At 64.9% G+C, this 25,748-nt stretch carries 27 protein-coding genes and 1 pseudogene; 14 read left to right on the forward strand and 14 right to left on the reverse strand.

What is annotated here, in order from left to right; genetic code table 11:
• The first annotated feature begins 37 nt into the window (after nt 1-37).
• Nucleotides 38-1,114: a BMP family ABC transporter substrate-binding protein gene (locus CVM73_RS15635; protein WP_100232849.1), complete on the forward strand. Its 1,077-nt coding sequence runs from the start codon at nt 38-40 to the stop codon at nt 1,112-1,114.
• 94 nt (nt 1,115-1,208) lie between these two features.
• On the opposite strand, the gene CVM73_RS15640 is transcribed toward CVM73_RS15635, so the two are convergent.
• A complete protein-coding gene (locus tag CVM73_RS15640; protein ID WP_100232850.1) occupies nt 1,209-2,558 on the reverse strand; it encodes an 8-oxoguanine deaminase in 1,350 nt (449 codons plus the stop codon).
• Between the two features lie 146 nt (nt 2,559-2,704).
• On the opposite strand from CVM73_RS15640, the gene CVM73_RS15645 reads away from it, so the two are divergent.
• Nucleotides 2,705-3,532, forward strand: a complete 828-nt coding sequence (locus tag CVM73_RS15645; protein WP_100232851.1) for an FAD binding domain-containing protein — start codon at nt 2,705-2,707, stop codon at nt 3,530-3,532.
• A complete protein-coding gene (locus CVM73_RS15650; protein WP_100232852.1) occupies nt 3,529-6,255 on the forward strand; it encodes a molybdopterin-dependent oxidoreductase in 2,727 nt (908 codons plus the stop codon). Before CVM73_RS15645 ends, CVM73_RS15650 begins: the two co-directional genes overlap by 4 nt.
• A 198-nt stretch (nt 6,256-6,453) precedes the next feature.
• Here the strand turns inward: CVM73_RS15650 and uraD are convergent, their stop codons facing one another.
• From uraD to CVM73_RS15670, 4 genes are all read right to left on the reverse strand, one after another.
• Nucleotides 6,454-7,341, reverse strand: a complete 888-nt coding sequence (gene uraD / locus CVM73_RS15655) for a 2-oxo-4-hydroxy-4-carboxy-5-ureidoimidazoline decarboxylase (protein ID WP_167406868.1) — start codon at nt 7,339-7,341, stop codon at nt 6,454-6,456.
• A 4-nt stretch (nt 7,342-7,345) separates the two neighbouring features.
• Nucleotides 7,346-8,281 (reverse strand): allantoinase PuuE, encoded by a 936-nt coding sequence (puuE, locus tag CVM73_RS15660; RefSeq protein ID WP_100232854.1) that lies wholly within the window; start codon nt 8,279-8,281, stop codon nt 7,346-7,348.
• Nucleotides 8,282-8,695, reverse strand: coding sequence for a DUF3830 family protein (locus CVM73_RS15665; RefSeq protein WP_014493672.1), 414 nt, complete (start codon nt 8,693-8,695; stop codon nt 8,282-8,284). It abuts the gene before it with no gap.
• Nucleotides 8,696-8,785: 90 nt separating this feature from the next.
• Complete coding sequence (locus tag CVM73_RS15670) at nt 8,786-9,055, reverse strand: hypothetical protein (protein WP_208639209.1); 270 nt, start codon at nt 9,053-9,055, stop codon at nt 8,786-8,788.
• A 21-nt stretch (nt 9,056-9,076) separates the two neighbouring features.
• Between CVM73_RS15670 and CVM73_RS40940 the strand changes: the two genes are divergently transcribed.
• Nucleotides 9,077-9,496: a hypothetical protein gene (locus CVM73_RS40940; RefSeq protein WP_245452304.1), complete on the forward strand. Its 420-nt coding sequence runs from the start codon at nt 9,077-9,079 to the stop codon at nt 9,494-9,496.
• A 1,198-nt stretch (nt 9,497-10,694) separates the two neighbouring features.
• On the opposite strand, the gene CVM73_RS15685 is transcribed toward CVM73_RS40940, so the two are convergent.
• Nucleotides 10,695-11,120, reverse strand: coding sequence for a hypothetical protein (locus CVM73_RS15685; RefSeq protein ID WP_100232856.1), 426 nt, complete (start codon nt 11,118-11,120; stop codon nt 10,695-10,697).
• Between the two features lie 294 nt (nt 11,121-11,414).
• On the opposite strand from CVM73_RS15685, the gene CVM73_RS15690 reads away from it, so the two are divergent.
• The gene (locus CVM73_RS15690) at nt 11,415-11,672 is read left to right on the forward strand and encodes a DUF2798 domain-containing protein (RefSeq protein WP_100232857.1); all 258 of its coding nucleotides are present in this window, start codon (nt 11,415-11,417) and stop codon (nt 11,670-11,672) included.
• Here the strand turns inward: CVM73_RS15690 and CVM73_RS15695 are convergent.
• From CVM73_RS15695 to CVM73_RS15705, 3 genes and pseudogenes are all read right to left on the reverse strand, one after another.
• A complete protein-coding gene (locus tag CVM73_RS15695) occupies nt 11,662-13,449 on the reverse strand; it encodes a chloride channel protein (protein WP_100232858.1) in 1,788 nt (595 codons plus the stop codon). The two genes, CVM73_RS15690 and CVM73_RS15695, sit on opposite strands and share 11 nt — an antisense overlap.
• 12 nt (nt 13,450-13,461) lie before the next feature.
• Nucleotides 13,462-14,115 carry a class II aldolase/adducin family protein gene (locus tag CVM73_RS15700; RefSeq protein WP_208639210.1) on the reverse strand — a complete coding sequence of 218 codons (654 nt, stop codon included), beginning with the start codon at nt 14,113-14,115 and terminating at the stop codon, nt 13,462-13,464.
• A 169-nt stretch (nt 14,116-14,284) separates the two neighbouring features.
• A pseudogene (locus CVM73_RS15705) lies at nt 14,285-14,530 on the reverse strand (MarC family protein); the annotation flags it as partial.
• 115 nt (nt 14,531-14,645) lie between these two features.
• On the opposite strand from CVM73_RS15705, the gene CVM73_RS15710 reads away from it, so the two are divergent.
• The 5 genes from CVM73_RS15710 (at nt 14,646) to CVM73_RS40325 (ending at nt 18,634) form a co-directional block, all read left to right on the forward strand.
• Nucleotides 14,646-14,852 carry a LapA family protein gene (locus CVM73_RS15710; RefSeq protein ID WP_100232859.1) on the forward strand — a complete coding sequence of 69 codons (207 nt, stop codon included), beginning with the start codon at nt 14,646-14,648 and terminating at the stop codon, nt 14,850-14,852.
• Nucleotides 14,853-14,962: 110 nt separating this feature from the next.
• Entirely contained in the window at nt 14,963-15,547 is a 585-nt protein-coding gene (locus CVM73_RS15715) for a YciE/YciF ferroxidase family protein (RefSeq protein ID WP_100232860.1), read from the forward strand.
• Between the two features lie 153 nt (nt 15,548-15,700).
• Nucleotides 15,701-16,084: an Hsp20/alpha crystallin family protein gene (locus CVM73_RS15720; RefSeq protein ID WP_100232861.1), complete on the forward strand. Its 384-nt coding sequence runs from the start codon at nt 15,701-15,703 to the stop codon at nt 16,082-16,084.
• Between the two features lie 8 nt (nt 16,085-16,092).
• Nucleotides 16,093-18,474 carry an endopeptidase La gene (gene lon / locus CVM73_RS15725; RefSeq protein ID WP_100232862.1) on the forward strand — a complete coding sequence of 794 codons (2,382 nt, stop codon included), beginning with the start codon at nt 16,093-16,095 and terminating at the stop codon, nt 18,472-18,474.
• Nucleotides 18,475-18,478: 4 nt separating this feature from the next.
• Entirely contained in the window at nt 18,479-18,634 is a 156-nt protein-coding gene (locus CVM73_RS40325; protein WP_167406854.1) for a hypothetical protein, read from the forward strand.
• A 70-nt stretch (nt 18,635-18,704) separates the two neighbouring features.
• Here CVM73_RS40325 and CVM73_RS15730 read toward each other — a convergent pair whose 3' ends face one another.
• From CVM73_RS15730 to CVM73_RS40330, 5 genes are all read right to left on the reverse strand, one after another.
• The gene (locus CVM73_RS15730; protein ID WP_035705209.1) at nt 18,705-19,007 is read right to left on the reverse strand and encodes an HU family DNA-binding protein; all 303 of its coding nucleotides are present in this window, start codon (nt 19,005-19,007) and stop codon (nt 18,705-18,707) included.
• Between the two features lie 197 nt (nt 19,008-19,204).
• The gene (locus CVM73_RS15735; protein ID WP_100232863.1) at nt 19,205-19,393 is read right to left on the reverse strand and encodes a hypothetical protein; all 189 of its coding nucleotides are present in this window, start codon (nt 19,391-19,393) and stop codon (nt 19,205-19,207) included.
• A gap of 118 nt (nt 19,394-19,511) precedes the next feature.
• The gene (locus CVM73_RS15740) at nt 19,512-20,972 is read right to left on the reverse strand and encodes a GH1 family beta-glucosidase (protein ID WP_100232864.1); all 1,461 of its coding nucleotides are present in this window, start codon (nt 20,970-20,972) and stop codon (nt 19,512-19,514) included.
• A 149-nt stretch (nt 20,973-21,121) separates the two neighbouring features.
• On the reverse strand, nt 21,122-21,529 hold the full coding sequence (locus tag CVM73_RS15745; protein ID WP_100232865.1) for a hypothetical protein: 408 nt from the start codon (nt 21,527-21,529) through the stop codon (nt 21,122-21,124).
• A gap of 60 nt (nt 21,530-21,589) precedes the next feature.
• On the reverse strand, nt 21,590-21,757 hold the full coding sequence (locus CVM73_RS40330) for a hypothetical protein (protein ID WP_167406855.1): 168 nt from the start codon (nt 21,755-21,757) through the stop codon (nt 21,590-21,592).
• Between the two features lie 386 nt (nt 21,758-22,143).
• Between CVM73_RS40330 and CVM73_RS15755 the strand changes: the two genes are divergently transcribed.
• From CVM73_RS15755 to CVM73_RS15770, 4 genes are all read left to right on the forward strand, one after another.
• Nucleotides 22,144-23,019: a helix-turn-helix domain-containing protein gene (locus tag CVM73_RS15755; RefSeq protein ID WP_245452305.1), complete on the forward strand. Its 876-nt coding sequence runs from the start codon at nt 22,144-22,146 to the stop codon at nt 23,017-23,019.
• Between the two features lie 97 nt (nt 23,020-23,116).
• On the forward strand, nt 23,117-23,407 hold the full coding sequence (locus CVM73_RS15760) for a hypothetical protein (protein ID WP_146006602.1): 291 nt from the start codon (nt 23,117-23,119) through the stop codon (nt 23,405-23,407).
• Nucleotides 23,408-23,528: 121 nt separating this feature from the next.
• On the forward strand, nt 23,529-24,734 hold the full coding sequence (locus CVM73_RS15765) for an NAD(P)/FAD-dependent oxidoreductase (protein WP_100232869.1): 1,206 nt from the start codon (nt 23,529-23,531) through the stop codon (nt 24,732-24,734).
• Between the two features lie 85 nt (nt 24,735-24,819).
• On the forward strand, nt 24,820-25,737 hold the full coding sequence (locus CVM73_RS15770; protein WP_167406857.1) for an MBL fold metallo-hydrolase: 918 nt from the start codon (nt 24,820-24,822) through the stop codon (nt 25,735-25,737).
• Nucleotides 25,738-25,748 lie beyond the last annotated feature (11 nt).

Genomic DNA, 25,748 nt, shown 5'->3' on the forward strand with positions numbered 1-25,748 from the left:
CGGATCGTGGCTTTCCCCTGATGTTTGGAGATTGACGATGAGGAAATCACTTCTTGCGCTGGCTGCCGGGCTCTTGCTTGCCGGCAGTGTCAGTGCAGCCTCCGCCGCCGACAAGCTGAAGGTCGGCTTCATTTATCTCGGTCCGATCGGTGACCTTGGCTGGACCTATCAGCACGACGTCGGCCGCCAGGCGCTGGTGAAAGAATTGGGCGACAAGATCGAGACCACTTATCTCGAGAACGTGCCCGAAGGTCCCGACGCCGAGCGCTCGATCGAGCAGCTCGTCCGCGCCGGCAACAAGCTGATCTTCACCACGTCCTTCGGCTACATGGATCCGACCCTGAAGGTCGCCAAGAAATATCCGAACGTGCATTTCGAGCACGCCACCGGATACAAGCGCAACCCGAACATGTCGACCTATTCGGCGAAATGGTATCAGGGCCGCTACATTCAAGGCCTGATCGCGGCCAAGATGTCGAAGTCGGGCGTGCTCGGCTATATCGGCTCGTTCCCGATTCCGGAGGTCGTCTCCGGCATCAACGCCACGATGCTGGCGGCGCAGACCATCAACCCGAACATCAAGGTCAAGATCATCTGGGCCAACACCTGGTTCGACCCGGGCAAGGAGGCCGACGCCGCCAAGGCGCTGATCGACCAGGGCGCCGACGTCATCATGCAGCATACGGACTCTCCAGCCGCGATGCAGATCGCCAGCGAACGCGGCAAGCTGGCCTTCGGCCAGGATTCCGAGATGATCAAGTTCGGACCCAAGACCCAGCTCACCTCGATCCTCGACACTTGGGGCCCCTACTACATCGAGCGCGTCAAGGCCGAGCTCGCCGGCACCTGGAAGTCCGAGGACACCTGGGGTGGCCTCGACAGCCACATGTTCGCGATGGCGCCCTACACCAACATGCCTGACGATGTGAAAAAGATGGCCGAGGATGCCCAGGCTGCGATCACCGCGGGCAAGCTGCATCCGTTCAAATGCCCGATCGTTGGGCAGGACGGCAAGCCGGTCGAGTGCAAGGGCGGCGATCGCCTCGACGACGGCCAGATCCTCGGCATGAATTTCTACGTGAAAGGCATCGACGACAAGCTGCCGGGCAAGTAGCACGCTTCTTGCATTGCCTAACTCACCTGCTCCTCCCGGAGGAGGTCCGGAGGGGGTGGCCAGAAGCACCCGGCACTTGTGGCTGCCCCCTCTTTCATCCCATCTGCATCGCTCGCGCCGCCGAACTGTGGCGGCGGATGAGGTCTGCGACATCGAGGCCCGGGATCGCGCCATCGATCACCGCCCATTTTCCGGCCACCATCACCCGGTCGGCGCGATGCGCCCCGCACAGCACCAGGGCAGCCAGGGGATCGCCATGGCCGGAGAAGCGCAGCTCATCGAGCCTGAACAGCGCGAGATCGGCGGCCTTGCCGACGGCGATCTCGCCAAGTTCCGGCCGGCCGACACAGGCCGCCGAGCCCTTGGTGGCCCAGCGCAGCGCGTCCTTGTGGCTGACCTTCGTCACCCCGTAGCGCGCGCGTTGCAGCAGAAACGCGGCCCGCACCTCCTGCATCAGATTGGATCCGTCATTGGAGGCCGAGCCGTCGACACCGATGCCGATTCCGACGCCGGCCTCTTCCATGTCGCATACCGGGCAACAGCCGGACGCGAGTAGCTGGTTGCTGCACGCGCAATGGCTGATGGTCGTCTTCGCCTTGCCGAGCCGCTTGATCTCGTCGTCGTTGAAAAAGATGCCGTGGGCGAGCCAGGTGCGCGCATTGAGCCAGCCGCATTGCTCGAGATAGTCGAGCGGGCGGCAGCCATACATCTGCTCGCAGAATCTGTTCTCGTCCTCGGTCTCGGCGAGATGGGTGTGCAGACGCACATCGAGCTTGTCGGCGAGATCGGCGGTGGCGCGCATCAGCGATGTCGTCACCGAGAACGGCGAGCACGGCGCGAGCGCGATCTGCACCATCGCATCCGCGCCGCGCTGGTGATGCTTGGCGACCACGCGGGCGCTATCGGCGAGAATGGTGTCCTCGTCCTGCACCACGCCGTCGGGCGGCAGGCCCCCATCGCGCTGCGACAGGTTCATCGAACCGCGCGTGAGCAACACCCTTAACCCGAGGCGCTTCGCCACCGCCACCTCGATATCGACGGCGTCTTCGAGTCCGGCCGGGAATACATAGTGGTGATCCGTCGAGGTGGTGCAGCCGGAGAGCAGCAGCTCGGACATCGCCACCGTGACAGCGAGCTCGAGCGCGTCAGGCGTCAGCCTCGCCCACACCGGATAGAGCGCCTGAAGCCAGGGGAACAGCTCGCGGTCCATCGCGGCCGGCAGCGCCCGCGTCAGCGTCTGGTAGAAATGATGATGCGTATTGATCAGGCCCGGCAGCACGACGTGCTCGTCCGCGTCGAACACCGCGACATCAGCGGTTGCGGGCACACCACCGGCCGGCACGAGCTCGACGATCCGGCCGTCCTTCACCACGATCCCGCGCTCGGCACCGTCGGCGAGGATGGCCAGGGGATCCCTGATCCAGGTCGAACTTGTGCCACTCATGATCCTGCTTCTCCTCACACAAGCTGACGGCAGGCCCGCAAGGCGGAGGACGACTGCGTCCCAGCTCCGACTTGTTGTTGCCACTTGGCTCCCGTCTTGCAACACTTCTCTCGGACCATTCACCCGTCGCAAGCGTTGGCGCAGCCATGGACTTGAATACCATCACAGCCGTCGCCCATCCGCAAACGCGCGCGGAGCTGCCCGTTTGGACGGCAGGTGATGCTTGGCTCGCAGGCGGCACCTGGCTGTTCTCGGAGCCGCAAGCGCATCTGACACGACTGATTGATCTCACCGATCTGAAATGGCCGGCGCTGACGCTCACCGACAGCCACCTCTCGATCGCCGCCACTTGCACCATCGCGGAGCTCGATGGACTCGCCTGCCCGTCCGATTGGCTCGCGGCGCCGCTGATCAACCAGTGCTGTCGGGCCTTCCTTGCTTCGTTCAAGGTCTGGAAGACCGCGACCGTCGGCGGCAATCTCTGCATGTCGCTGCCGGCGGGACCGATGATCTCGCTCACATCGGCGCTCGACGGCGTCTGCACCATCTGGAAGGCTAGCGGCGGTGAACAGAAGCTTCCCGTCGCCGAATTCGTCACCGGCAACCAGCGCAACCGCCTGACGCCAGGCGATCTTCTCCGGCAGATCGATATCCCGATCGCCGCAATGAAGCGCCGCTCAGCATTCCGCCAGATCTCGCTGGCGCCGATCGGCCGCTCGGCGGCGCTGCTGATCGGCAGTCTCGAAGCCGATGATGCGCTGACCCTCACAGTCACCGCGTCGACGGTGCGGCCGATCCAGTTACGCTTTCGCAAAGCCCCGGACGCGAGCGCGCTCCGCGCCGCGCTCATGCAGCAGATTACCGATGATCTGTACCACGCTGACATCCATGGCGCGCCACTCTGGCGCAAGCACATGACGCTGCGACTCGCCGAGGAAATTCACGGCGAACTCCTGGGAGCAACGCAGCCATGAGCTTCGAGGTCAATGGAACGAGATTTGCGCAAGAGCCCCGCGCCGGCCAGTGCCTTCGCACGTTCCTGCGCGAGCTCGGCCATTTCGGCGTGAAAAAGGGCTGCGATGCCGGCGATTGCGGTGCCTGCACCGTATTGCTCGACGGCGAGCCGGTGCACAGCTGCCTGATCCCGGCGTTCCGGGCCGAGGGCCGCACCGTGACCACGATCGAGGGTTTTGGCGGACATCACGGCACGCATCCGATGCAGCGCGCCTTCCTCGATGCGCAGGCCTTTCAATGCGGCTTCTGCACCGCCGGCATGATCCTGACCTGCGCCTCGCTGAACCAGGCGCAGCGTACCGATCTCGGCACGGCGTTGAAGGGCAATATCTGCCGCTGCACCGGTTATCGTTCGATCGAGGATGCGATTCTCGGCGAGACCAATGTCGAGGCGAGCGTCGACGCCGGCGCCGCCTTCGGCCGCAGCCTGGCGGCTCCCGCAGGCCCCGACATCGTGCGCGGCAAGGCACGCTACACGTTCGACACCGCAATCGAGGGCCTGCTGCACATCAAGCTGCTGCGCTCGCCGCATGCGCACGCCAGGATCGTCGCGATCGACAAGTCGGACGCTCTTCGCGTTCCCGGCGTGCACGCCGTGCTGACGCATGAGGATGCGCCGCCTATCCTGATCTCGACCGCGCGGCACGAGAGGGACTGGATGGATCCCGAGGACACCCGTATCCTCGATGACGTTGTCCGTTTTATCGGGCAAAAGGTTGCCGCCGTCGTTGCCGAGAGCGAAGCCGCCGCCGAGGAGGCGTGCCGCAGGCTGAAGGTCAGCTACGAGATTCTGCCGGCGCTGATCGATCCTGAGCAGGCGATGGCGCCGGGCGCGCCGATCATTCATCCTGACCGCACCACCGCGAACCGCATCGCCGATCCCCAGCGTAACCTCGCGGCGGAGACGCATGGCGAGTTCGGCGACGTGGCCGCAGCACTCGCCACCTCCGCCGTCACCTACGAGGCGACCTTCCACAGTCACCGCGTGCAGCACGCCGCGCTGGAGACCCATGGCGGCCTCGCCTGGCTCGATGACGCCGGCGTGCTCAATGTCCGCACCTCGACGCAAGTGCCGTTCCTGACCCGGCGTGCGCTGTCGGACATCTTCCAGCTCCCCATGGACAAGGTCCGCGTGTTCTGCGAACGCGTCGGCGGCGGGTTTGGCGGGAAGCAGGAGATGTTCGTCGAGGACATTTTGGCGCTTGCTGCGCTGAGGACAGGGCGGCCGGTGAAGCTGGAGCTCACCCGCGAGGAGCAGTTCATCGCCACTTCGACGCGGCATCCGATGCGGGTCCACGTCAAGGCGGGCGCCGATGCCGACGGCAAGCTCACCGCGCTCCAGCTCGACGTGCTCTCCAACACCGGCGCCTACGGCAATCATGCCGGCCCCGTGATGTTCCACGCTCTAGCCGAGTCTATCAGCGTCTACAATTGCCCGAACAAGCGGGTCGACGGCGCCGCCGTCTACACCAACACGGTGCCGGCGGGCGCGTTTCGCGGCTATGGCCTGCCGCAGGCGCTGATCGCGGGGGGAGCCGCGATCGACGAGCTGGCCAGGCAGCTCGGCGTCAGTCCCTACGAGATGCGCCGGCGCAATATCATCAAGCCGGGCGATCCCATGCTGTCGCCGCCGCCGTCCGAATATCACGACGTGCTCTACGGCTCCTATGGGCTCGACCAGTGCCTCGACCTCGTCGAGCGCGCGATGCAGGCCGATGGCCCGCAGCCGGAGCTGTCGCCGGAATGGCTGTTCGGTGACGGCATTGCGCTGACCATGATCGACTCCGTGCCTCCGGCCGGCCACATCGCCGACGCGACGATCGCGCTCAACGACGATGGCGGCTTTGACCTCACCGTCGGCACCGCCGAGTTCGGCAACGGCACCAGCACCGTGCACCTCCAGATCGCCGCGACCACGCTGGCGACCACGGTCGAGAGAATCCGCCTGCATCAGTCCGACACCGCCCATGGCGGCCACGACACCGGTGCCTATGGCAGCGCCGGCACCTTCGTCGCGGGCAAGGCGACACATGCGGCGGCCATGCAGCTTGCGACCGAGCTGAGGGCGGCCGCCGCTGGCGCGTGGCTGTGCGACGTGGACACCTGCGTGCTCGATGGGGACGCCGTCGTCAGCGGCGTCCGGCGCATGCCTTTTACGGAGCTGGCGAAGCTCGCGCGCGAACGCGGCCAACCGTTCGCAGGTGTCGGCAATTCCGTGGGCACGCCGCGTTCGGTCGGGTTCAACGTGCAGGGTTTTCGCGTCGCGGTGAACAAGGGCACCGGTGAGCTCAGGATTCTCAGGAGCGTGCACGCCGCGGACGCGGGCGTCGTCGCTAATCCCATGCAGTGCCGCGGTCAGGTCGAAGGCGGCGTGGCGCAGGCGCTCGGCGCTGCGCTCTATGAGGAGATGGTGATCGACGCGAACGGCCGCGTCATGAACCCGAAATTCCGCGACTACCACCTGCCCTCTTTCGCCGACGTTCCGCACACGGAGGTGTTCTTCGCCGAGACGTCCGACACGATCGGGCCGCTGGGCGCCAAGTCGATGAGCGAGAGCCCGTACAATCCGGTCGCCGCTGCACTCGGCAACGCGATCGCGGACGCCACCGGCATTCGCTTCACCGCGCCGCCGTTCAAGCCGGACCGGCTGTTCCCGGCGCTGCACGACAAGTTCGGCGGCTAGCGGGATGGTTCGCTTCACCTCTCCCGTAGGGAGAGGTCGGAGCGCATCGAAGATGCGATCCGGGTGAGGGGTTTGGGTCTCACTGAGCGCCGCAGCCCTCACCCGGATTGCTCAGGCGCGCAATTGCGCGCCATAGCAATCCGACCTCTCCCCGTCGGGGAGAGGTGAGCCACCGACAGCCCGCCCGACTTACATGCTCTAACTGCCGCGATAGGTCGAATAGCTCCAGGGCGTGACCAGCAGCGGCACGTGATAGTGATTTTCCGGCTCGCTGATCGCGAAGCGCAACGGGATCTCGTCGAGGAACGGCGGGTCTGACAGCGGGACGTTGCGCTCTGCGTAATATTTGGCAACGCGGAATCTGAGCTCGTAGCGGCCGATCGGCAATGGACGGCCGCCGATCAAGGGCTGGTCGGTGCGACCATCCGCGTTCGTCACCGCGTGCGCGATGACGCGGTTCTCGCCAAGGCTCGCAAGCTCCACGAGCTCAACTGGGATGCCCGGCGCGGGCTTGCCAATGTGATTGTCCAGCACATGCGTCGAGAGCCGCCCGTGCACCTTCAGCCTGTCGTCGGCAATGACGAGCTGATCGAGCCGCAGCGCGGAGATGCGGCCGATCTCCTCGATCGCACGCCTTATCTCGGTCTTGACGATGTTGGGCTGCCGCGTCTCGAAGTCGCGCAGCACGGAATCCCTGGTGTGACGGCGCACGCAGACGATATAGGGGAAGCTGAACTTGTCGCGGTAGGCGTTGTTCGCACGCTCGAACGCCGCATATTCGGCCTCCGACAGCCGGTCGAGTCCGGCGCTGTTCTGCTCGTCGGTCGATTCCACCGTCAGGCCTGCTGCACGTTGCGTCTTGTTGGCGAGATCGGGATGCGCCCGGATCAGCGCCAGCTGCACGTCAGGCTCCGCACCCTGGATCGCCGCCATCAGCGCAGCGTGCAACTGGTTGATGCCGGCGAACGGCCGCTTTGCCGCAAGCTGCTCGGCGATCCACGGCGAATATTCGACGACATTGGCGAGCGCCGCGACGAAATCGGCCTTGCTTGCAGCGTTGAGATCGGCGAGCGAGATCTGCGACATCATCTCACCCGATCTCGAATGCGTCGGCGGCAAGATGGGCGTGCTTGTCGTGCCAATGCTGCGCGATCTGCAACCGCGTCGGCACCCAGACGCGCTCATGCTTGCCGACATAGTCGAGGAAGCGGATCAGGCCCGCGGCACGGCCGGGCCGGCCGGCGAGGCGGCAATGCAGCCCCACCGACATCATCTTCGGCGCGGTCTCGCCTTCGGCGTAGAGCACGTCGAAGGCGTCCTTCAGATAGGTGAAGAACTGCTCGCCTTCGGCAAACCCCTGCGGGTTGATGAAGCGCATGTCGTTGGCATCCAACGTATAGGGAATGATGAGCTGCTTGCCGTTGGCGCCCCTGACCCAATAGGGCAGATCATCGGCATAGGAGTCGCAGAGATAGAGGAAGCCGCCTTCCTCCATCAGCAGCCGGTTGGTGTTGATCGAGGAGCGCCCGGTGTACCAGCCGAGCGGCCGCGCGCCGGTCGCCTCAAGGTGGACGCGAATGGACTCGGCGATCTCGGCGCGCTCCTGCGCTTCCGTCATGTCCTTGTGCTCGATCCATTTCAGGCTGTGGCTCGCGATGTCCCAGCCCGACTCCTTCATCGCCGCGACGATCTCGGGATTGCGCTTGAGCGCAGTGGCAACGCCGAACACGGTGGTCGGCCACTTCCGCTCGTTGAACAGCCGCCACAGCCGCCAGAAGCCGGCGCGCGAGCCATATTCGAACATGGATTCGATATTGGCATGGCGCTGGCCCGGCCAGGGCTGCGCGCCGAGCACGTCGGACAGAAACGCCTCCGAGGCACGGTCGCCGTGCAAAATGTTGTTCTCGCCGCCCTCCTCGAAATTGACGACGAACTGAACCGCGACCCGCGCATTGCCGGGCCACTCGGGATGCGGCGGATTGCGGCCGTAGCCGCGGAGATCGCGCGGGTAGCTTGTATCAGTCACTCAGACTTCCTCGAAGCGGATCGGCAGCGCACCCTTCCACAGCACGCTCTTGCCCAGCGTCGCCAGATTCTCCAGGCCCGAGGTCAGCGTGATGAAATGGTTGCCGGCGAGCTGGCCCATCTTGCTCGCAAAGTGCACGCCGCCATAGGCGAGCAGGATCTCGGTTTCGCTGATGCCGCCCGGGTACAGGATGATCTGGCCGGGCGCGGGATAGCTGGTGTGGTTCTCGTAGCCGACGCCGAAATCGAGATCGCCGAGCGGCATCCACACGCCCTCGCCGCTCCAGCGCACATGGATGATGTGGCTTTCGAACGGCAGCGCCTTGCGGAACGCGGCGACGGTCTTGGGCGCCAATTGCTCCTCGAAGCGGGCATCGAAGGTGAAATCGCCGGCGCGGATAACGAGTTTGCTCATCTCATCTCTCTGGATCGGGGGCGGTCGCCCCACGGGGAACTTTCAAGCAAAGAGCATTCCCGACAGCTTCACGCAAGTGGCGCAGCCCCGTCACCTGCGGTCGTAGGACCAGCCGAAAATGCCGCTCCGGCGCGTCTCCGGCTCCGGCTCGGCGGCTGGCGGGTCTCTCAGTTCCGCCTGCGCCGGCGGGGGCGGCGCCGGCAGGGTCTCGCATTTCATGGAGTAGACCAGCTTGCCATCCGCGGTACGCCCGATCGGGGCACAGGGATCGGGATGCGCCGCATTGGTCTTCGGCGTCATCTTGACTTGCGCCGCCGCCGGCGAGGCGGCCAGCAGCAGGACCAGCAGATATTTCGACATCATTGTCGCCTGGAAACTCGATTGGCCCCATTGAACCGGATTGCGGCGGGCAAGTCCACCTGCGTTGCGAGCACGATTGCCGAATATTTAGCCCGGACCGAAAAACTTGCTCGCTCCATCGTGATGGCGCCGCCGCTGATATTCGGCAAGCCACATCGCCATGTGAGCCGCGACGACGACAACATTTCTCATGGCTGGAGCGTCGTCACGGGAGAAACAACGATGCAAAAGACCTTCGCCCTTCTCGGCGTCATGCTGATTGCCGCCGTCACCGTCCAGGCCGCCGCCGCAAACGGCCGCCACCACGCCCGCAAGGCGCAACGCACTCCTATCACCCAATCGGTCCGTGACTCCAATGCCGCGCTCTGGCCGTCACAGCCGACCGCGCCCGACTGGTCGCGCTATGTCAACGGTGCGATGTCGGCGCCAGCGGGACGGTGATGTTGGAGGTGTAGAGCACTGCTCCGTCTCGTGTCCGGGACGCGCTGCAGCGTGCAACGCTGCCGCGCAGAGCCGGGACCCAGGGCCACATGGTACGGCGCAGATGGATGGGCCCCGGCTCTGCAGCGCACCGCACCGGACGATGCTTCGCATCGCCGGGGACGCTGCGCTGCGTCCGGGGCACGAGAGGGCTGACGCGCTCGCAATGACGGAGTATGAGGCGATGGCGCGTTCTCCAAGTGACGCTGTCATTCCCCGCGCAAGCGGGGAATCCAGTACTCCGCGGCCGCTCGATTCAATCACCGCCGTCTCGGAGTACTGGATCGCCCGGTCAAGCCGGGCGATGACAGCGAATGTGTGGTCGCAGACGTGCGTATTCATCCTCGCGGCTCAATTCGCCCGAGCTTTGCTTGATCTCGCCGCCCTCTGGTCCAAGAGGGCGCAGGGAAGACCGGGTGCTGACCTCGCACCCGCGGTCCGCTGCGCGAAACTAGCGCAAAGGAGACCGCACAGCAGCATACAGGTGTGGCCATCACTCGGCCTTCCCTGCGCGATGGTCGGACGGCTTATGCCGTGCTCTCCCGGGAGCCGAGTTCCTTCTGGCCTCCCTCGCCCTCACGAAATTCACCGGCACCCGCGCCGGTTGACGCAGATGCCGCATCCGCTAGAGCTTGACCGTAGCAACGACGGCCAGGACCACACGGTTTTGCCGTACGCACGACCCGCCATTTCGCCGCAGTTTTCCCAGCCCCGTCGACAGAGCCGGAAACTTACAGACGAGACGAAGCCTAGCAGCGCCGCTCGTCCGCACGAAGCCTTTGGGCTCACGGAGAGCAATCCGCCCTGCCCTTGACATCTCGCACACGACGCTGCCGCGTCCACCGCAAGCCCAGCTCGCGACAATGACGACCACATGATCGCCCCTCAAGAATGAGCCGGGATGGGCGACACATACGCCATTTCCGAATTTCGGTAAAGCGGAATATTTTGGCGCGAATGGGTTGACAGAGGGCGACACAGGGCGAGACCTGTAGCCCGGATGGAGCGCGAGCGTAATCCGGGACAGTGCAAGACGCCGGGGGAGCGGCCCCGGATTACGCTCGCGCTCCATCCGGGCTACGCCGACACATCAAAAAAGGGCGACGCGAAGCACCGCCCTTTTTGCGCAACCAATCCGGCCAGCGTTGAAAACGACCATTCAATATGGCCCGTAACGGTAGCCCGGATCGTAGTAAAAGGAATTGCCGCCGTAATAGCCGGGACTGCCGTAGTAACCCGGGCCGCCGTAGTAAGGACGCGGACCATAATAATAGCGGTTCTCGTAGTAGTCGCGGCGCCGCTGCTCGGCGATCACGCCACCGATGATACCCGCCGCGGCGCCCATGAAGGCGAGACCTGCCGCGCTTGGACCACGTCGATAGTAGTGGCGACGTCGGGCCGCGCTGAAATCGGTAACGTTGGCGGAAGCCTGGCCCGCCGCGGCGGCCTTTGCGGACACCGCCGGGGCCGCACCCGAGGATGCCGCGGCTGAGGGCGACACCGAGGTTGCGAGCAGCGCCACGCTTGCGAACGCGGCCAGGACCGTGTTGCGGCCGGCTGCGGAAATTATCGGTGCATCACTCATCTTGATCTTCCTCTGTTTTCGCCCAAACACATACGTAAGCAAACACCTTGTAACGCGCAAACCACTGAAATGGTTTCATGATCGCGGCGATCTGCCACGCTTTGAACGATTGTAAACCGAACGATCAGATCCAGCTTGAACCATCCAACCTGAGCGGATAATGAACAGCCGCGCCGTTTCTCGGTCGCCGTAAGCGTTTCACGTGAACCAACGCATCAACCGACGCCGTCGGGATCGATGCCATTTTGCAGGGTTCAACGTGATCGACGCGTCCTTTTCCTCGAAAGAAATCAGATGATTGCGGTTCGCAAACTGCCGGCGCGCTATGCGCCGATCGTGATGCCATTCGTGCTGTCCATCCTCATGACGGCGGTGGTGTCGGTCATTTCGACGCTGCGGAGCTTAGGGGCAACGCCGGCGTTCCTCGCGACCTGGCCGGGCGCCTGGGCACTGTCATGGCTCGTCGCCTTTCCGACGCTGCTCGTGGTGCTGCCACTGGTCCGCCGGATCGTGGTCTGGCTCACCGGGGCGGTAGCCGCGCTTACGACATAGACCCAAGCACGCCCCTCGTCGCCTTGTCGATCTCCTCGACATAGCGGCGGCGGGCGAAGCTCTCGCTGAGGAAGCCGACCACCTTGCGGCTGTCGGTGGGATCGACCACCGCCAGCATCTCGGCCTCGGCCTCGTCGAACACCGCCATCGCCGACTTCACGTTCATTTCCGGGATCAGCACAATGTCGATCAGGCGGGCGAGCTCGATCACCTGGATGTCGTCGGCGATGGTGTCGAGATCGCCGGAGAACAGGTCGGGCAGCATGACGAGGCCGACATATTCGTCCGCATTGTTGGCGACGACGATGCCCGGCCGGGAGCCCAGCGCGAATTCGCGGCGCGCGGCGGCGATCGTCGTGGTTGAAGGCACCTTGCCGACGTCGGAGCGCATCAGGCGCTCGACGGTGAGATTGCGCAGCCAGCCGACGTCGTTGGCGCTGCGGATGGTCTCGCCGCGCAGATGCAGCCGCCAGGTCGAGAAGGAGTGGCCGAACATGAAGCGCACGCAGATCGAGGTGACGATGCAGCCGGCCAGCACCACGGCGGTGACGTCGACATTGCGGGTCATCTCGAGCACGAGAAATGACATCGTCAGGGGGCCGCCGACGATGGCGACGCCGAGCGTCGCCATGCCCGTCAGCATCGCCACCAGCGGATCGATCACGAAGTTCGGACTGATCAGTTCCAACAACTCGGCGAAGAACTTCCCGATCAGGCTGCCGACGAACAGCGAGGCGAAGAACAGGCCGCCGCGGAAGCCCGAGGCGAGCGAGATCAGGCAGGCCGTCACTTTCAAGGCGATGACCAACGCGATCAGCCCGATCGTCATGTCGTGAAAGAGATCGAGCACCATGGCGCCGTGGCCGGCCGCCAGCACCTGCGGCGTGATGATGGCAAATCCGCCGACGATGAGACCGCCGAACACCGGGCGGAGCCAGACCGGCAACCAGGCGAACAGGCGCTCGAACATCGGCGAGGAGCGCATCACGGCGATGCCGACGCCGCTCGTGACGAGGGCGAGCCCGATCAGCGCCAGATATTGCTCGACGCCGACGGCGCTGACCTTGGGTATCTCCAGCGAGTATGGCGCGCCGCCGAGCCATTGCGCGGTCAGGGCGCCCGCGAGCGAGGCCGCCAGGATCGGCGCGGCGCTGCCCACGGCATAGACGCCGACGATCAGCTCACAGGCATAGAAGGCGCCGGTGATCGGCGCACCGAACGCTGCCGCGATCGCCGCCGCGGCGCCGCAGCCGACCATCAGGCGCAGATCGTTGCGGCGGAGATTGAAGAACTTGCCGAGCAGCGAGGCGATCCCCGAGCCAATCTGGGTATAGCCGGCCTCCAGGCCAACCGAGGCGCCGCAGCCGTTGGAGATCAGGGTCTGGCTCGACACCACCACGCTGTCGCGCATCGAGAGATTGCCGCCGCGCAACGCGTTGGCCTCGATCGGGTCGACCGCGTTCGAGATCTTCATGCGCCGTCGCGACCATTCCATGATGCCGAGCGAGAGCCCGCCGAGCGCAGGCGCGATCAGCGCCGCCCACGGACTGACGCTCTCGTGAGCCGACAGGTGGACATCAATGGGAATTCCGTAGATCACCACATGCGCGATCTGGGCGATCTGGGCCATCAGCGTCACGACCGCGCCTGCGAGCGTGCCGATCACGAGCGCGAGCGGGATCAAATAGAACTCGTTGCTGCGCAAGAGGGCGCGCAGCCGAACCATGGTGCGGTTCGTCCGCTTGTGGTCGACGAGATGTCTGATCCGCACGAACACCTTCTGCCCGCCCTACCCTTCCGACAGGCCGTAACCGGCCATGCGCTGGCGGACCCGTTCGATCTCGTCGCTCGGAAGCAGCGACGGTCGTCCGATCTGAAGGCAGCCGTGATATTGCCGTGCCAGCGTCTCGACCTCGACGGCCAGCCACATCGCCTTGTCCAGCGTCTTGCCAATCGCGATCATGCCATGATGATCGAGCAGGCAAGCGAGCCGGCCTTCCAGCGCCCGCACCGCATGTTCGGACAGCTCCGCCGTTCCGAAGGTCGCATAGGGCGCGCAGCGGATGCTGTCGCCGCCCGCAGCCGCGATCATGTAATGCACGGGCGGGATCTCCATGCCCATGATCGCCAGGATGGTGCAGTAGGTCGGGTGGGCGTGCACGACGGCGTTGACGTCGGGCCGCGACTTCAGGATGTCGCGATGGAAGCGCCATTCACTCGAAGGCTTCCGGTCGGGTGCGTGTGCGCCGTCCATGGCCATGAAGACGATCTGGTCCGCCGTCATGGTCTCGTAGGGCACGCTGGTCGGCGTGACCAGGAGCCCGTCCACATGCCGGACGCTGATATTCCCTGATGTACCCTGGTTGATGCCGAGCGCGTTCATGCGGCGGCAGGCGTCGATGATGGCTTGCCTCTTGTCGAGTTCGTCCGCAGTCATCGACATCTCGGTTTCTTCTCGGCTTCTTGGCGATGGACGTTTGCTAGAGGGGAAGTACGTCAAAGCAATGCGGCAGCGCAAGCGAAAGCGTCCGGATCGCGCCCCGTCTCGTCGACGGATTCCCCGCTCCCCGAAACAGACCGCAAAATCAACAGATTAGCAGATTGTCGCACCCCTACGACAGGTTCGCCCGGACGGCCGCGATCCCGTTGATGACGAGCTGCACCGAATAGGCGGCGAGCAGCATGCCGAGCACGCGCGAGAGCACGGCAGGTCCAGTGCGCCCGAGGGTGCGCGCGATCAGGCGAGCTGAGACGAAGCACAGCATGCAAAGCAGGCAAACTGTGAGCGCCACCGCGATGATGATCGCGAGCTTCGCCCCATAGCCGGCATCGCCCGACAGCAGCAGCGTGGTCGTCACGAAGGCGGACAGGGCGAAGTCGAGCATGTGTCGGCGTGGTCCTCGGACGCTGGAACGATGGCTGCCGGGCAGACTTAGCCCAGCAAAGCCGCTTTGGAAATCACGGGAGACGACAATGAGCGACAGTGGAATTGGAATGCTCTTCGGCCAGCTCTCGGCCAATCTGCTCTGGCTCTGGTTCATCGGAGCCTTCGTGCTCGGCGGGGTCCTCGCCTATGGCGTGATGAAGGCCGGCCATCTGCGCCGCAGCGAGCGGGCACGCCTCGATCGCGCGACGGAAGAGCGGCAGCGCCAGGAAGACCCCTACAAGCGCCCGACCTGAGCGAGCCGCGAACGCCGGTTGCAGTTTGGAACTTTCGTTCTCCAACGGCTTTGATCGCCCGAGGATTGAGGAAGGCGAGGCCTTCCGGTGTCGCCTCATGAGGAGGACGTATGGCTAAACGAGCGAAGAAACGCACAACAGCAAAGAAACGCACAACCAAGAAGACCGCGGCGCGCCGGCCGCGCCAGGCGCCGAAGATGCTCAGCGACCTGTTCCTGGACACGCTGAAGGACATCTATTTCGCCGAGAACAAGATCATCAAGACCTTGCCCAAAATGGCGAAGGCAGCGCAATCGAAGGAGCTGGCAGCCGCCTTCAACAAGCATCTGCGCGAGACCCAGGGCCAGGTCAAGCGGCTGGACCAGATCTTCAAGATGCTGAGCAAGCCTGCACGCGGCAAGCCCTGCGAGGGCATCAACGGCATTGCCGACGAGGGCGCCGAGATCATGAAGGAGTTCAAGGGAGCGCCGGCACTCGATGCCGGACTGCTCGCAGCCGCCCAGGCGGTCGAGCATTACGAGATCTCCCGCTACGGCACGCTGCGCACCTGGGCCGAGGAGCTCGGCATGCAGGACGCAGCAAGGCTGCTCCAGGAGACGCTGGACGAGGAAGAGGCGACCGATCGCACCCTGACGGAGCTCGCCACCTCCGTGATCAATCTCAAAGCGGAAGAAGAGTACCGCGCTGCGGCCTGATCCGCGCCGCTGGCAATGACGGAACGTCGCGGCCCACGCCGCGGCGTTCGCTTGTTTTGAACGCACGACGGCGCATGGCACATCGGCGCCACCGCACTGGATTTCCCGGGAACCGGCCCCATATGCAGGCTTTCCCACCCCCGAGCCCGCATCATGCAACCCAAAAATCCCCTCGACTGGATGCTGTCCGAAGCCCTGGACTCGCTGACCCGCGCCGATCGGCTGCGCCAGCAGTTCGGCCGCCAGGAAGCCTGCTGGGAGCCGCCGATCGACGTGCTCGAGACCGAGCGTGAGCTCCTGATCCTGGTGGCGCTTCCCGGCGTCAATCCGGACAATGTCGAGACGGTCATCCATGACGGCGTTCTCATCATCTCCGGGCAGCGCACCCTCCCGCAGGAGCTTCGCAACGCCCGCATCCATCGGCTCGAGCTGCCGCAGGGCCGGTTCGAGCGGCGCATCGCGCTGCCCCTTGGCCGCTATGCCATCAGCCGCTTCGTGATGGACGGCTGCGTCGCACTGCGCCTCGCCAAATCCTGAGGTCGATCATGGCCAACGAACAGATGAACAACGAACAGACCAATAACGACGTGAAGATCCCCGACGACGCGCTGATCATCGTCCCCGTGCGCGAGATGGTGCTGTTTCCCGGCGCCATCGCGCCGATCACGATCGGCCGGGCGAAGTCCATCGCCGCCGCGCAGCAGGCGCTGCGCGAGCAGCGGCCGGTCGGCATCGTCCTGCAACGCAGCCCCGAGACCAATGACCCCGGGCCGGACGACCTCCATCGGGTCGCGACCATCGCCAACATCGTGCGCTACATCACCGCGCCCGACGGCACCCACCACATCGTCTGCCAGGGCGTGCAGCGCGCCCGCATCCTCGACTTCCTGCCGGGGACGCCGTTCCCGGCCGCGCGCTTCCAGCAGATCCCCGAGCCGACCACGACCTCACCCGAGATCGAGGCGCGCGCGCTGAACCTGCAGCGCCAGGCCATCGAGGCGATCGAGCTGCTGCCGCAGGCGCCGCCCGAACTGGCGGCAATGTTCCAGGGCACCAGCGCGCCCGGCGCGCTGGCGGATCTGGCAACATCGTTCATGGACCTCAAGCCGCAGGACAAGCAGGAGGTGCTGGAGACCATCGACATCGCTCTTCGCGTGGAGAAGGTGTCGAAGCACCTGGCCGAGCGGCTGGAGGTGCTGCGCATCAGCAATGAAATCGGCCAGAAGACCCGCGCCTCTTTCGACGAGCGGCAGCGCGAGGCGATCCTGCGCGAGCAGATGGCGACCATCCAGCGCCAGCTCGGCGAAGGCGACGGCAAGGCGGCCGAGGTCACCGAGCTGACGGCCGCGATCGCCAAGGCCAACATGCCGCCGGAGGCGGAGGCGCATGCCAAGAAGGAGCTGCGCCGTTACGAGCGCATGCCGGAGGCTGCCGGCGAAGCCGGCATGGTCCGCACCTATCTCGACTGGCTGATCGAGCTGCCCTGGGCGCTGCCCGAGGAGAAGCCGATCGACATCAAGGAGGCGCGCGCCATCCTCGATGCCGACCATTTTGGCCTGGAGAAGATCAAGAGCCGGATCATCGAATATCTGGCGGTGCGCAAGCTCGCCCCGCAGGGCAAGGCCCCGATCCTGTGCTTCGTCGGCCCACCCGGCGTCGGCAAGACCTCGCTCGGCCAGTCCATCGCCCGGGCGATGGATCGCCCCTTCGTGCGCGTCAGCTTAGGCGGCGTGCATGACGAGGCCGAGATCCGCGGCCACCGCCGCACCTATATCGGCGCGCTGCCCGGCAACATCATCCAGGGCATCAAGAAGGCTGGTGGCCGGAACTGCGTCATGATGCTGGACGAGATCGACAAGATGGGCCGCGGCGTGCAGGGCGATCCTTCCGCCGCCATGCTGGAGGTGCTCGACCCCGAGCAGAACGGGACGTTCCGGGACAATTACCTGGGCGTGCCCTTCGACCTGTCGCGCGTGGTGTTCATCGCGACCGCCAACATGCTGGACCAGATCCCCGGTCCGCTGCTCGACCGCATGGAGCTGATCAGCCTCGCCGGCTACACCGAGGACGAGAAGCTGGAGATCGCGCGGCGCTACCTGGTGCGGCGGCAACTCGAGGCCAATGGCCTCTCGGCCGAGCAGGCCGAGATCGAGCCGGAGGCCTTGAAGCTGATCGTCAAGGGCTACACCCGCGAAGCCGGCGTGCGTAACCTCGAGCGCGAGATCGGCAAGGTGTTCCGCCATGCCGCGGTGCAGGTCGCCGAAGGCACGGCCGCCAAGGTCGTGGTGACGCCGAAGGACATCGCCACCGTGCTCGGCCAGCCGCGCTTCGAGGGCGAGATCGCGCAGCGCACCAGCATTCCAGGCGTGGCCACCGGCCTTGCCTGGACGCCGGTCGGCGGCGACATCCTGTTCATCGAGGCCTCGCGCGTGCCCGGCCGCGGCGGCATGATCCTGACCGGCCAGCTCGGCGAGGTCATGCGCGAGAGCGTGCAGGCTGCGCTGACGCTGGTGAAGAGCCGGGCCTCGCAGCTCGGCATCGATCCGCAGCTGTTCGAGAAGAGCGACATCCACGTTCACGTCCCCGCGGGCGCAACCCCGAAGGACGGGCCGAGCGCGGGCGTTGCGATGTTCACCGCGCTGACCTCCCTGCTCACCAACCGCACGGTGCGCAGCGACACCGCGATGACCGGCGAGATCTCGCTGCGCGGCCTGGTGCTGCCGGTCGGCGGCATCAAGGAGAAGGTGGTAGCTGCGGCTGCTGCCGGCTTGAAGCGGGTGATGCTGCCGGCCCGCAACAAGCGGGACTATGACGACATCCCGCAGAGCGCGCGGGACAACCTCGAATTCATCTGGCTGGAGCGCGTCGACGAGGCCATCGCCGCGGCGCTCGAGCCGACCGAAGTCAAGGTCGAAGCGGCGGAGTGATGCGATGAAGAAACTGCTGGAAAAAGCGAAGAGATCGCGGAAGACGCAGCGGCTGCGCCAATTGCTCGATCGCGCGATCGACCGGGTTCGCGATACGCTTGCGGCGCCTGAGCCGCGGCTTCAGCCGGTCCCGGTCCGGGTGAAGCGCCGCAAGGGTTGAGCCCCTCCGTCTCAAGCCTCGCGGCTGCCCCAGACAAAAGGCCCCCTCCTTCGAGGGGGCCTTTGCGTTGTTAGGACACGGCGTCCTTGGCGGCCTTGACCGGGCGGGCGCGGACGATCTTCCGGGCCGGCTTGGCCTTGAACATCATCTCTTCACCCGTGAACGGGTTGGTGCCCTTGCGCGCCTTGGTCGCGGGCTTCTTGATGACCACGAACTTGGCGAAGCCCGGCACCAGGAACAGGCCGTTCTTCTTGAGCTCCTTGTGGCCGACATCGGTCAGCGTCTCCATGACGTTCTTGACGTCGCGCTTGGAAAGCTCTGTGGCGGTCGCAATCTTTTCGATCAACTGCGATTTGGACATTTGGGTTGCCATCGTGTCTCCTCTGATTCGTGACGGCTGCATATTAGACCAACCGGGGAAGGCCTATAGCCTTCTGCACAGTTTTGTCGCGATTTTACGGGCTTTTTGCCCCGCTGTGGCAAAAAACCCTGCATTTTAGCCACTTCCAGCGCGGAAGGAGCCTTGAGCAGCGGATTTTGCCTTGTTTCAAAGGCCCGCACGACATCTTGCTAGAACTGATTCGCCGCTTTCGACAAGCGAAGACCGGCCTCTTTGTGAAAGGCCGGTCGTGTTTCACCCTGAAAAATAAGGGTCGGAGTGCATGTCGCGGCCTCATGCGCCTTGGCGTAAGCCGGCGAGGCCAGCAGGATCGCGGCGGCGCCGTCGACGACACCGGACGAGTTGCCGGCGTGATGCACGCGTCCTCTTGTTATGGGTGTTGAGAGCGTTGTGAATCAGAGGGACTGGCGAGTCAATCGCGGTGCCTTCTTCGCCTCTCCCCGCAGGCGGGGAGAGGCGACGACACCGAGACCGCCGCTACGCCCCTGCCGCGTTGGTCGCGATCACGTTGCGGTAGAAGCTGGCGCTGAGTTTCGGCGTGCGGACCTGGGTGTCGAAGTTGACGTGGTACAGCCCAAAACGCTTGTTGAGGCCATACACCCACTCGAAATTGTCCATCAGGCTCCAGAGGAAATAGCCGCGCACCGGCACGCCTTCAGTGGTGGCGCGCTGGAGTTGAGCAAGGTAATTGCGCAAATACATGATGCGGTCGGTGTCGTAGATCTTGCCGTCGGGCCTCACCACGTCGTCGCCGGATGCTCCGTTCTCGCTGATATAGATCGCATCCGTCTTCCAGATCTTTGCCGCCAGCTTCGGCACCCAGTAGATGGTCTCGGGGCCGACACGCAGCCAGTCCGAATTCATGCGCGGGAACGATTTCGGAATCGGCAACGGCATGAAGCCGCCCTGGTCGGAGGCCACCACGTAGTTCTGCGGCGCGTAAATGTTGAGGCCGAGGAAGTCGACCGGCGAGGAGATGATCTTGAGCTCCGCATCGGTGAATTTCGGTGCGTTGGGACCGGCGTATTTCAGGAAGGCGTCGGTATAGCGTCCCGTCATGATGACGTTGAGATAGCCGGCGTTCATCTCGCGCAGCGCGATCTCCGCGGCGCGGACGTTTTCCGGCGTGTCGATCGCGGGCGCGCAGGCATCGATGTTCTCGGCCGGCCCCACCTTGGTGCCGCGGCGCCCATGAGCGCGCACCGCCTGCACCGCGAGCCCGTGCGCCAGCGCGCTGTTGTGCCTGATCTGATTGACGTCGGCTTGCGGCAGCGTCAGGCCCGGCGCGTCGATGCCGATGCCGTAACCGAAATAGACGAAGCGGCCGCTCTCGTTCAGCGTGAACACGTTCTTGACGCGGTCGGTGAGATGCTCGGCGACATAGGCCGCATAGTCGCCGAAGATCTTGCAGGTCTCCGTCGAGCGCCAGCCGCCGAAGCGATCCTCAAGCGATTGCGGCAGGTCCCAATGATAGAGCGTCAGCCACGGCTCGATGCCGTTCTTCAGAAGCTCGTCGACGAGACGATTGTAGAAGTCGAGCCCCTTCGGGTTGGGCTTGCCGTCGCCGTCCGGAAACACCCGCGGCCAGGCCACCGAAAACCGATAGGCCTTGCAGCCGAGCTCCTTGATGAGCGCGATGTCCTCCTTGTAGCGGTGATAATGCTCATTGGCGCGGTCGCCGGTGGTGCCGTCCTCGATCTTGCCGGGGATGCGCACGAACTTGTCCCAGATCGAGGCCCCTCGCCCGTCCTCCTTGACCGCGCCCTCCACCTGATAGGACGAGGTCGCCGTGCCCCAGACGAAGCCCGCCGGAAAGCCGTTTCCATTGCGCGGCAGTGCTGCCGGCTTGGCTTCGACGGCGTCGAGCGCACCGGTCATCGCAGCTGCGGACACCCCCGCGATTTTCGCAAGCTGGCGACGCGAGACCTTGTCCGTCATTGATGCTGCCTCCGAAACAATTGTAGCGGTGGCACAATGGCGGGTCGCGGACAATTTGAGAAGCGGCCTTTGGGGACGGCGGATGCAGAATTGCGGGCGCGAGGGCGCGACATATGCGAGCAGCCCCCAGGAGAGCGCCGACCTCGCGCTCAGCGCGAGCGCTTCGGCAATTTTGGCAGCTTGCCGGGATTGAACGCTGGCACCGGCTCGGCTCGTTCACGTGCCGGCGGCTGCTGTTCCGTCAGAATGAGCGTGCCATGGAGGATCATTCCCGGCACCTGTTGTGCCGTCGCGGTGTAACGCGCGATCTTGCCGGGGCAGTGTCCTTCGATGTCCAGCGTGAGCTCATCTTCAACGCCGAACACCGTTGCCCGCCCATCGGTGTGACGCTTGGTCGATACGGTCGCGGTGAAGCGGTCGCCATCAATCTTGCAGGAGCCGTGATACGTCATCAGGCTGTCACGGCCCCAAATCTGGCCGTCTGCGACATGGACGATCCCGGTACCCTGGTCGAGCGGCGTCTTGTACCACGCCGCGTAGGTGCCGTCCTTCAGCATGGGAGCAGTCTCCCTGGTAGTGCCACGCGGACAATTGGCAGCATTAGCGCCAAGAAACGGTTAATGACCCGGCCCGTGCCAATCCGGTCTTTCCTTGCGCAGCTCGGCCTCAAGCTCCTCGATGATGCTGTGAAGCAGATGCGCGGCAAGCGGATCGGTCACTTCGCGCGCCAAATGCCGGTAACGCGCGATCAGGAATTCCTGCTCTCTCAACTGGCGTTCTGTCATCACACGGGCCCTCCGACACATCGACGCGGAAAGGACCGAGCAGTTTCCTTAAACTTTTCGGATCATTTGCCATGGTTTCTGATGGGTTAAGAGGGCCATGCGCGCATCAAGCTTAGCCCGCGGGGCCGGAGCGATCGCTCATCGTGCGTTTGTGAAACCGCACGATTGCCTGGAGCAGGATCAGGCAAAGCAGAACCGTTTCAGGCAAGACCCGGAGGCTCTGCACCGCATAGAACCCGCGCCAACCCGTACAAATACGGGCCCCTGATCTCAGGCAGCAAGCGATCAGAAGGAGCCACGCAATGACCGGGAGCACCGCACCCACGCGCAATCCCTCGCCCAACGGCCAACCGCCCGTCCCTGGCGTGCAACCCGACGATAGCACGATGTCCGAGCGGCGCGCCGCCGACGCGGAGATGGCGCGGGTGCTCAGGACCGAACCAACCCGCATGGCCTTGGACGCCTCCGGCGCCGGGATCGCGCACTGGAACCACGATCCATTGCATGACGTCGTCGAGCCCATGAGCCACCACGTGATCATGGCGTATAACGGCGTGATCCAGCGCATGGAGCGCCGGTCGGGAAAATCGGTTTCGATCGGCACATTTCGCCCCGGCGTCGTGATCATCATTCCGGAAGGATCGAGCTCCCGATGGGACATTCCGAAGCCCGTCGATGTCGTTCAACTCTACCTTCCGAACACGACACTGAAGCGCGTTGCCGGCGAAGCCGGAATCGCGGGAGCGACCGACCTGCTGGAGCGGACGGCGCACCCTGACCCCATTACGTCCAGACTGCTCTTGAGTGCAGCGGATGCGCTCGAAGGCAACGGGGCCCTGGATGCGCTGTTCCGGCATCAGGTGACGGATCTTCTTGCCACGCGCGTCCTGGCTGCGCACACAGGTTCGCCGGCCACGTTCCATCCGACCATGGGCGGGCTGTCGCCGAAGGTCCTGCTCCGCGCGATCGAACGCTTGCGCTCGGACAGCGATGCGGACGTCTCCCTTGATGCGCTGGCATCCGATGCCGGCCTCTCGCGCTTTCACTTCTGCCGCGCCTTCAAGGAGAGCACCGGACTCTCGCCGCATGCCTGGCTGCGCCAACACAGGCTCGAGCAGGCCATGAACAAGCTGCGGGAGAGCGACGAGCCAGTCGTCTCGATCGCTGCCGCGCTCGGCTATTCCTCCCAGACCGCTTTCGCCGCGGCATTCAGGAAGCTGACCGGCGAAACGCCGAGCGACTGGCGCAGGCGCGTGCGTTAGCAGCAATCGCTCTATAGCGACAGCAATCGCTCTGGGGCAGCGGCACGCCCGATCGGTTAGACCATCACAATGTCCAATCCCACGACGGAGAGAGATGATGATCGGGAAAGATTTCGTCCACCGGCTGGCAACCACCTCGTCACGCAAGGGTCTCGCGACCGCGGTCGTGTACGGATTGACTCTGACTGTCCGCTTCACTTCAGTCGCGGGTGAAGAGGTGGACATTCCGCCGCAGTTTGTACAACGCGCTCACCCGATGATCTCTGTCGTGACCGGGGACAGCTCCCGCCTTCCCTACCAGGACTGGGGCCGCAAGCCCGCGCCCTCCATCGTTTTTCGTCAGGGCTGGCCGCAGGGCCCGCAGCCGCCCGGCTGCCCCCTCCATTAAGCGCCAGCAAGTTCGTTTCAACCCTTCGCATCGTTGCTGACCGCAACAGGGCTTGCCGCAAACCGGTAGCGGCGGCGGCAACGCGCCTGTGTCCAGGAAGAAGAACCAGAGGAGAACGTCAATGCGACTAGTCATCATCGGCGCCGGCTTCGCCGGCATGTATGCCGCTCTTTCCGCTGCCCGCCTGCGCGAGATCCAGGGTGTCTCGCCCGACGAACTCGATATCGCGCTGGTCGCGCCCGAGCCGACGCTGGTCGTCCGCCCACGGCTGTACGAACAAAATCCCGAGACCTTGACGGCACCGCTGCTCGATGTGCTCAAGGCGATCGACGTCAGCTATGTTCAGGGCAGCGTCGACACGGTCGAGACCCAATCCCGCATGGTGAGGATCGCCACGGCGAAAGGCACCAAGAAGACGCTCTCTTACGATCGCCTCGTGGTCGCCACCGGCAGCCGCCTGTTCCGCCCGAGCATTCCGGGTCTTGCCGAGCACGGCTTCAGCGTCGACTCGCTCGACGATGCGATTGCGCTCGACAAGCACCTGCATGGCCTCGCCAAGCGGCCGACCGTGAACGGACGCGACACGGTCGTGGTCGCCGGCGGCGGCTTCACCGGCATCGAGGCGGCCACCGAAATGCCGGCGCGGCTCCGCGCAATTCTCGGCCCGAATGCCAAGACCCGCGTCATCATCGTCGAGCGCAACAGCGCGATCGCACCCGACATGGGCGCAGGTCCGCGGCCGGTCATCGAGAGCGCGCTCCACAAGCTCGGCGTGGAGACGCGCCTCGGTGCCGGTGTCGCCTCGCTCGACGAGTCCGGCGTCACCTTGTCGAACGGAGAACACATCGAAACCGAGACCGTGATCTGGGCGGCGGGTATTCGTGCGGCCCCGCTGACGGCGCAAATTCCCGCCGAGCGCGACAATTTCGGCCGGTTGCTGGTCGACCCCTGCTTGCGGGTGCCAGGCGTCGAGGGCGTCTTCGCAACGGGCGATGCGGCCCGTGCCGCCTGCGACGACGAGGGCAATTACGCGCTGATGTCGTGCCAGCACGCCACGCGGATGGGCGCATTTGCAGGCAACAATGCCGCCGCCGAGCTGCTCGGCGTTCCGACCAGGCCCTACCACCAGAAGGCTTACGTCACCTGTCTCGATCTCGGCGAAGCCGGCGCACTGTTCACGCGCGGCTGGGACCGCAAGATCGAGATGGTCGGCGATGTCGCCAAGAAGACGAAGCGGGAGATCAACACCGTCTGGATCTATCCGCCGAAGGCGGAACGTGCCGCTGCGCTCGCATCGGCCGATCCGGAACGCGTGACCAGCCTGTAACGCAAGACGCGATGACGGCCGCGCTCCCCTGACGGCGCGGCCCGATCAACCAAGACCAGCCAGCAGCATGAAACAGGAGATCAACATGAATCAGCACAACGCCTCCTATCCCGTTGGATCAAAACCCGAAGAGCTCGTACCCTCGCGCTATGCGCTGAAGGTCGGCGAGATCGACGTGCTGGTGGTCAGCGACGGCGTGCTGCCGTTGCCAACAATCATGCTCGGGCACAACGCCGCCCCGGCCGATCGGGCGAGCTGGCTGCACCACATGTTCCTGCCGCCGGATGCCTTCGATTGGGCGCTGAATGCGGTGATGGTCCGCAGCGGCGACAAGACCATTCTCATCGACGCTGGCCTAGGCTCCGATCCGGATCTGCACTTGCCCCGGGCCGGGCAGTTGATCAAGCGACTGGAGGCCGCCGGCATCGACCTTGCCTCCGTCACCGATCTGGTGCTGACCCACATGCACATGGACCACATCGGCGGACTGCTCGTCGACGGTGTGAAGCAGCGGCTGCGCCCGGACCTGCGGATCCACGTGGCGGCGGCGGAGGTCAAGTTCTGGGAAGCGCCTGATTTCTCCCACACCAATATGCCGCAGGGCTTCCCCGATGCGCTGCGGGCGACCGCCAAGCAGTTCGTGAAAGCATATGGCAGTCAGCTCAGGCCGTTCGACGAGGAGCACGAGGTTGCACCGGGCGTCGTCGCACGTCGCACTGGCGGCCACACTCCCGGACACAGCGTGGTTCGCATCGCATCCGGCGGCGAGGCGCTGACGTTTGCCGGCGACGCCGTGTTCGCCGTCGGGTTCGACCAGCCCGACTGGCACAACGGATTCGAGCACGATCCCGAGGAGGCGGCGCGCGTTCGTATCCGTCTTCTGCGGGAGCTTGCCGAGACCGGCGAGATGCTGGTGGCCACGCACCTGCCGTTCCCGTCGGTCGGACGGGTCGCGATCGATGGCGACGCCTTCCGCTGGGTGCCGGTGTTCTGGGATTATTAAGCCGAGTGCAC

It is taken from the genome of Bradyrhizobium forestalis, from assembly GCF_002795245.1.
In the GTDB taxonomy this organism is placed as follows: domain Bacteria; phylum Pseudomonadota; class Alphaproteobacteria; order Rhizobiales; family Xanthobacteraceae; genus Bradyrhizobium; species Bradyrhizobium forestalis.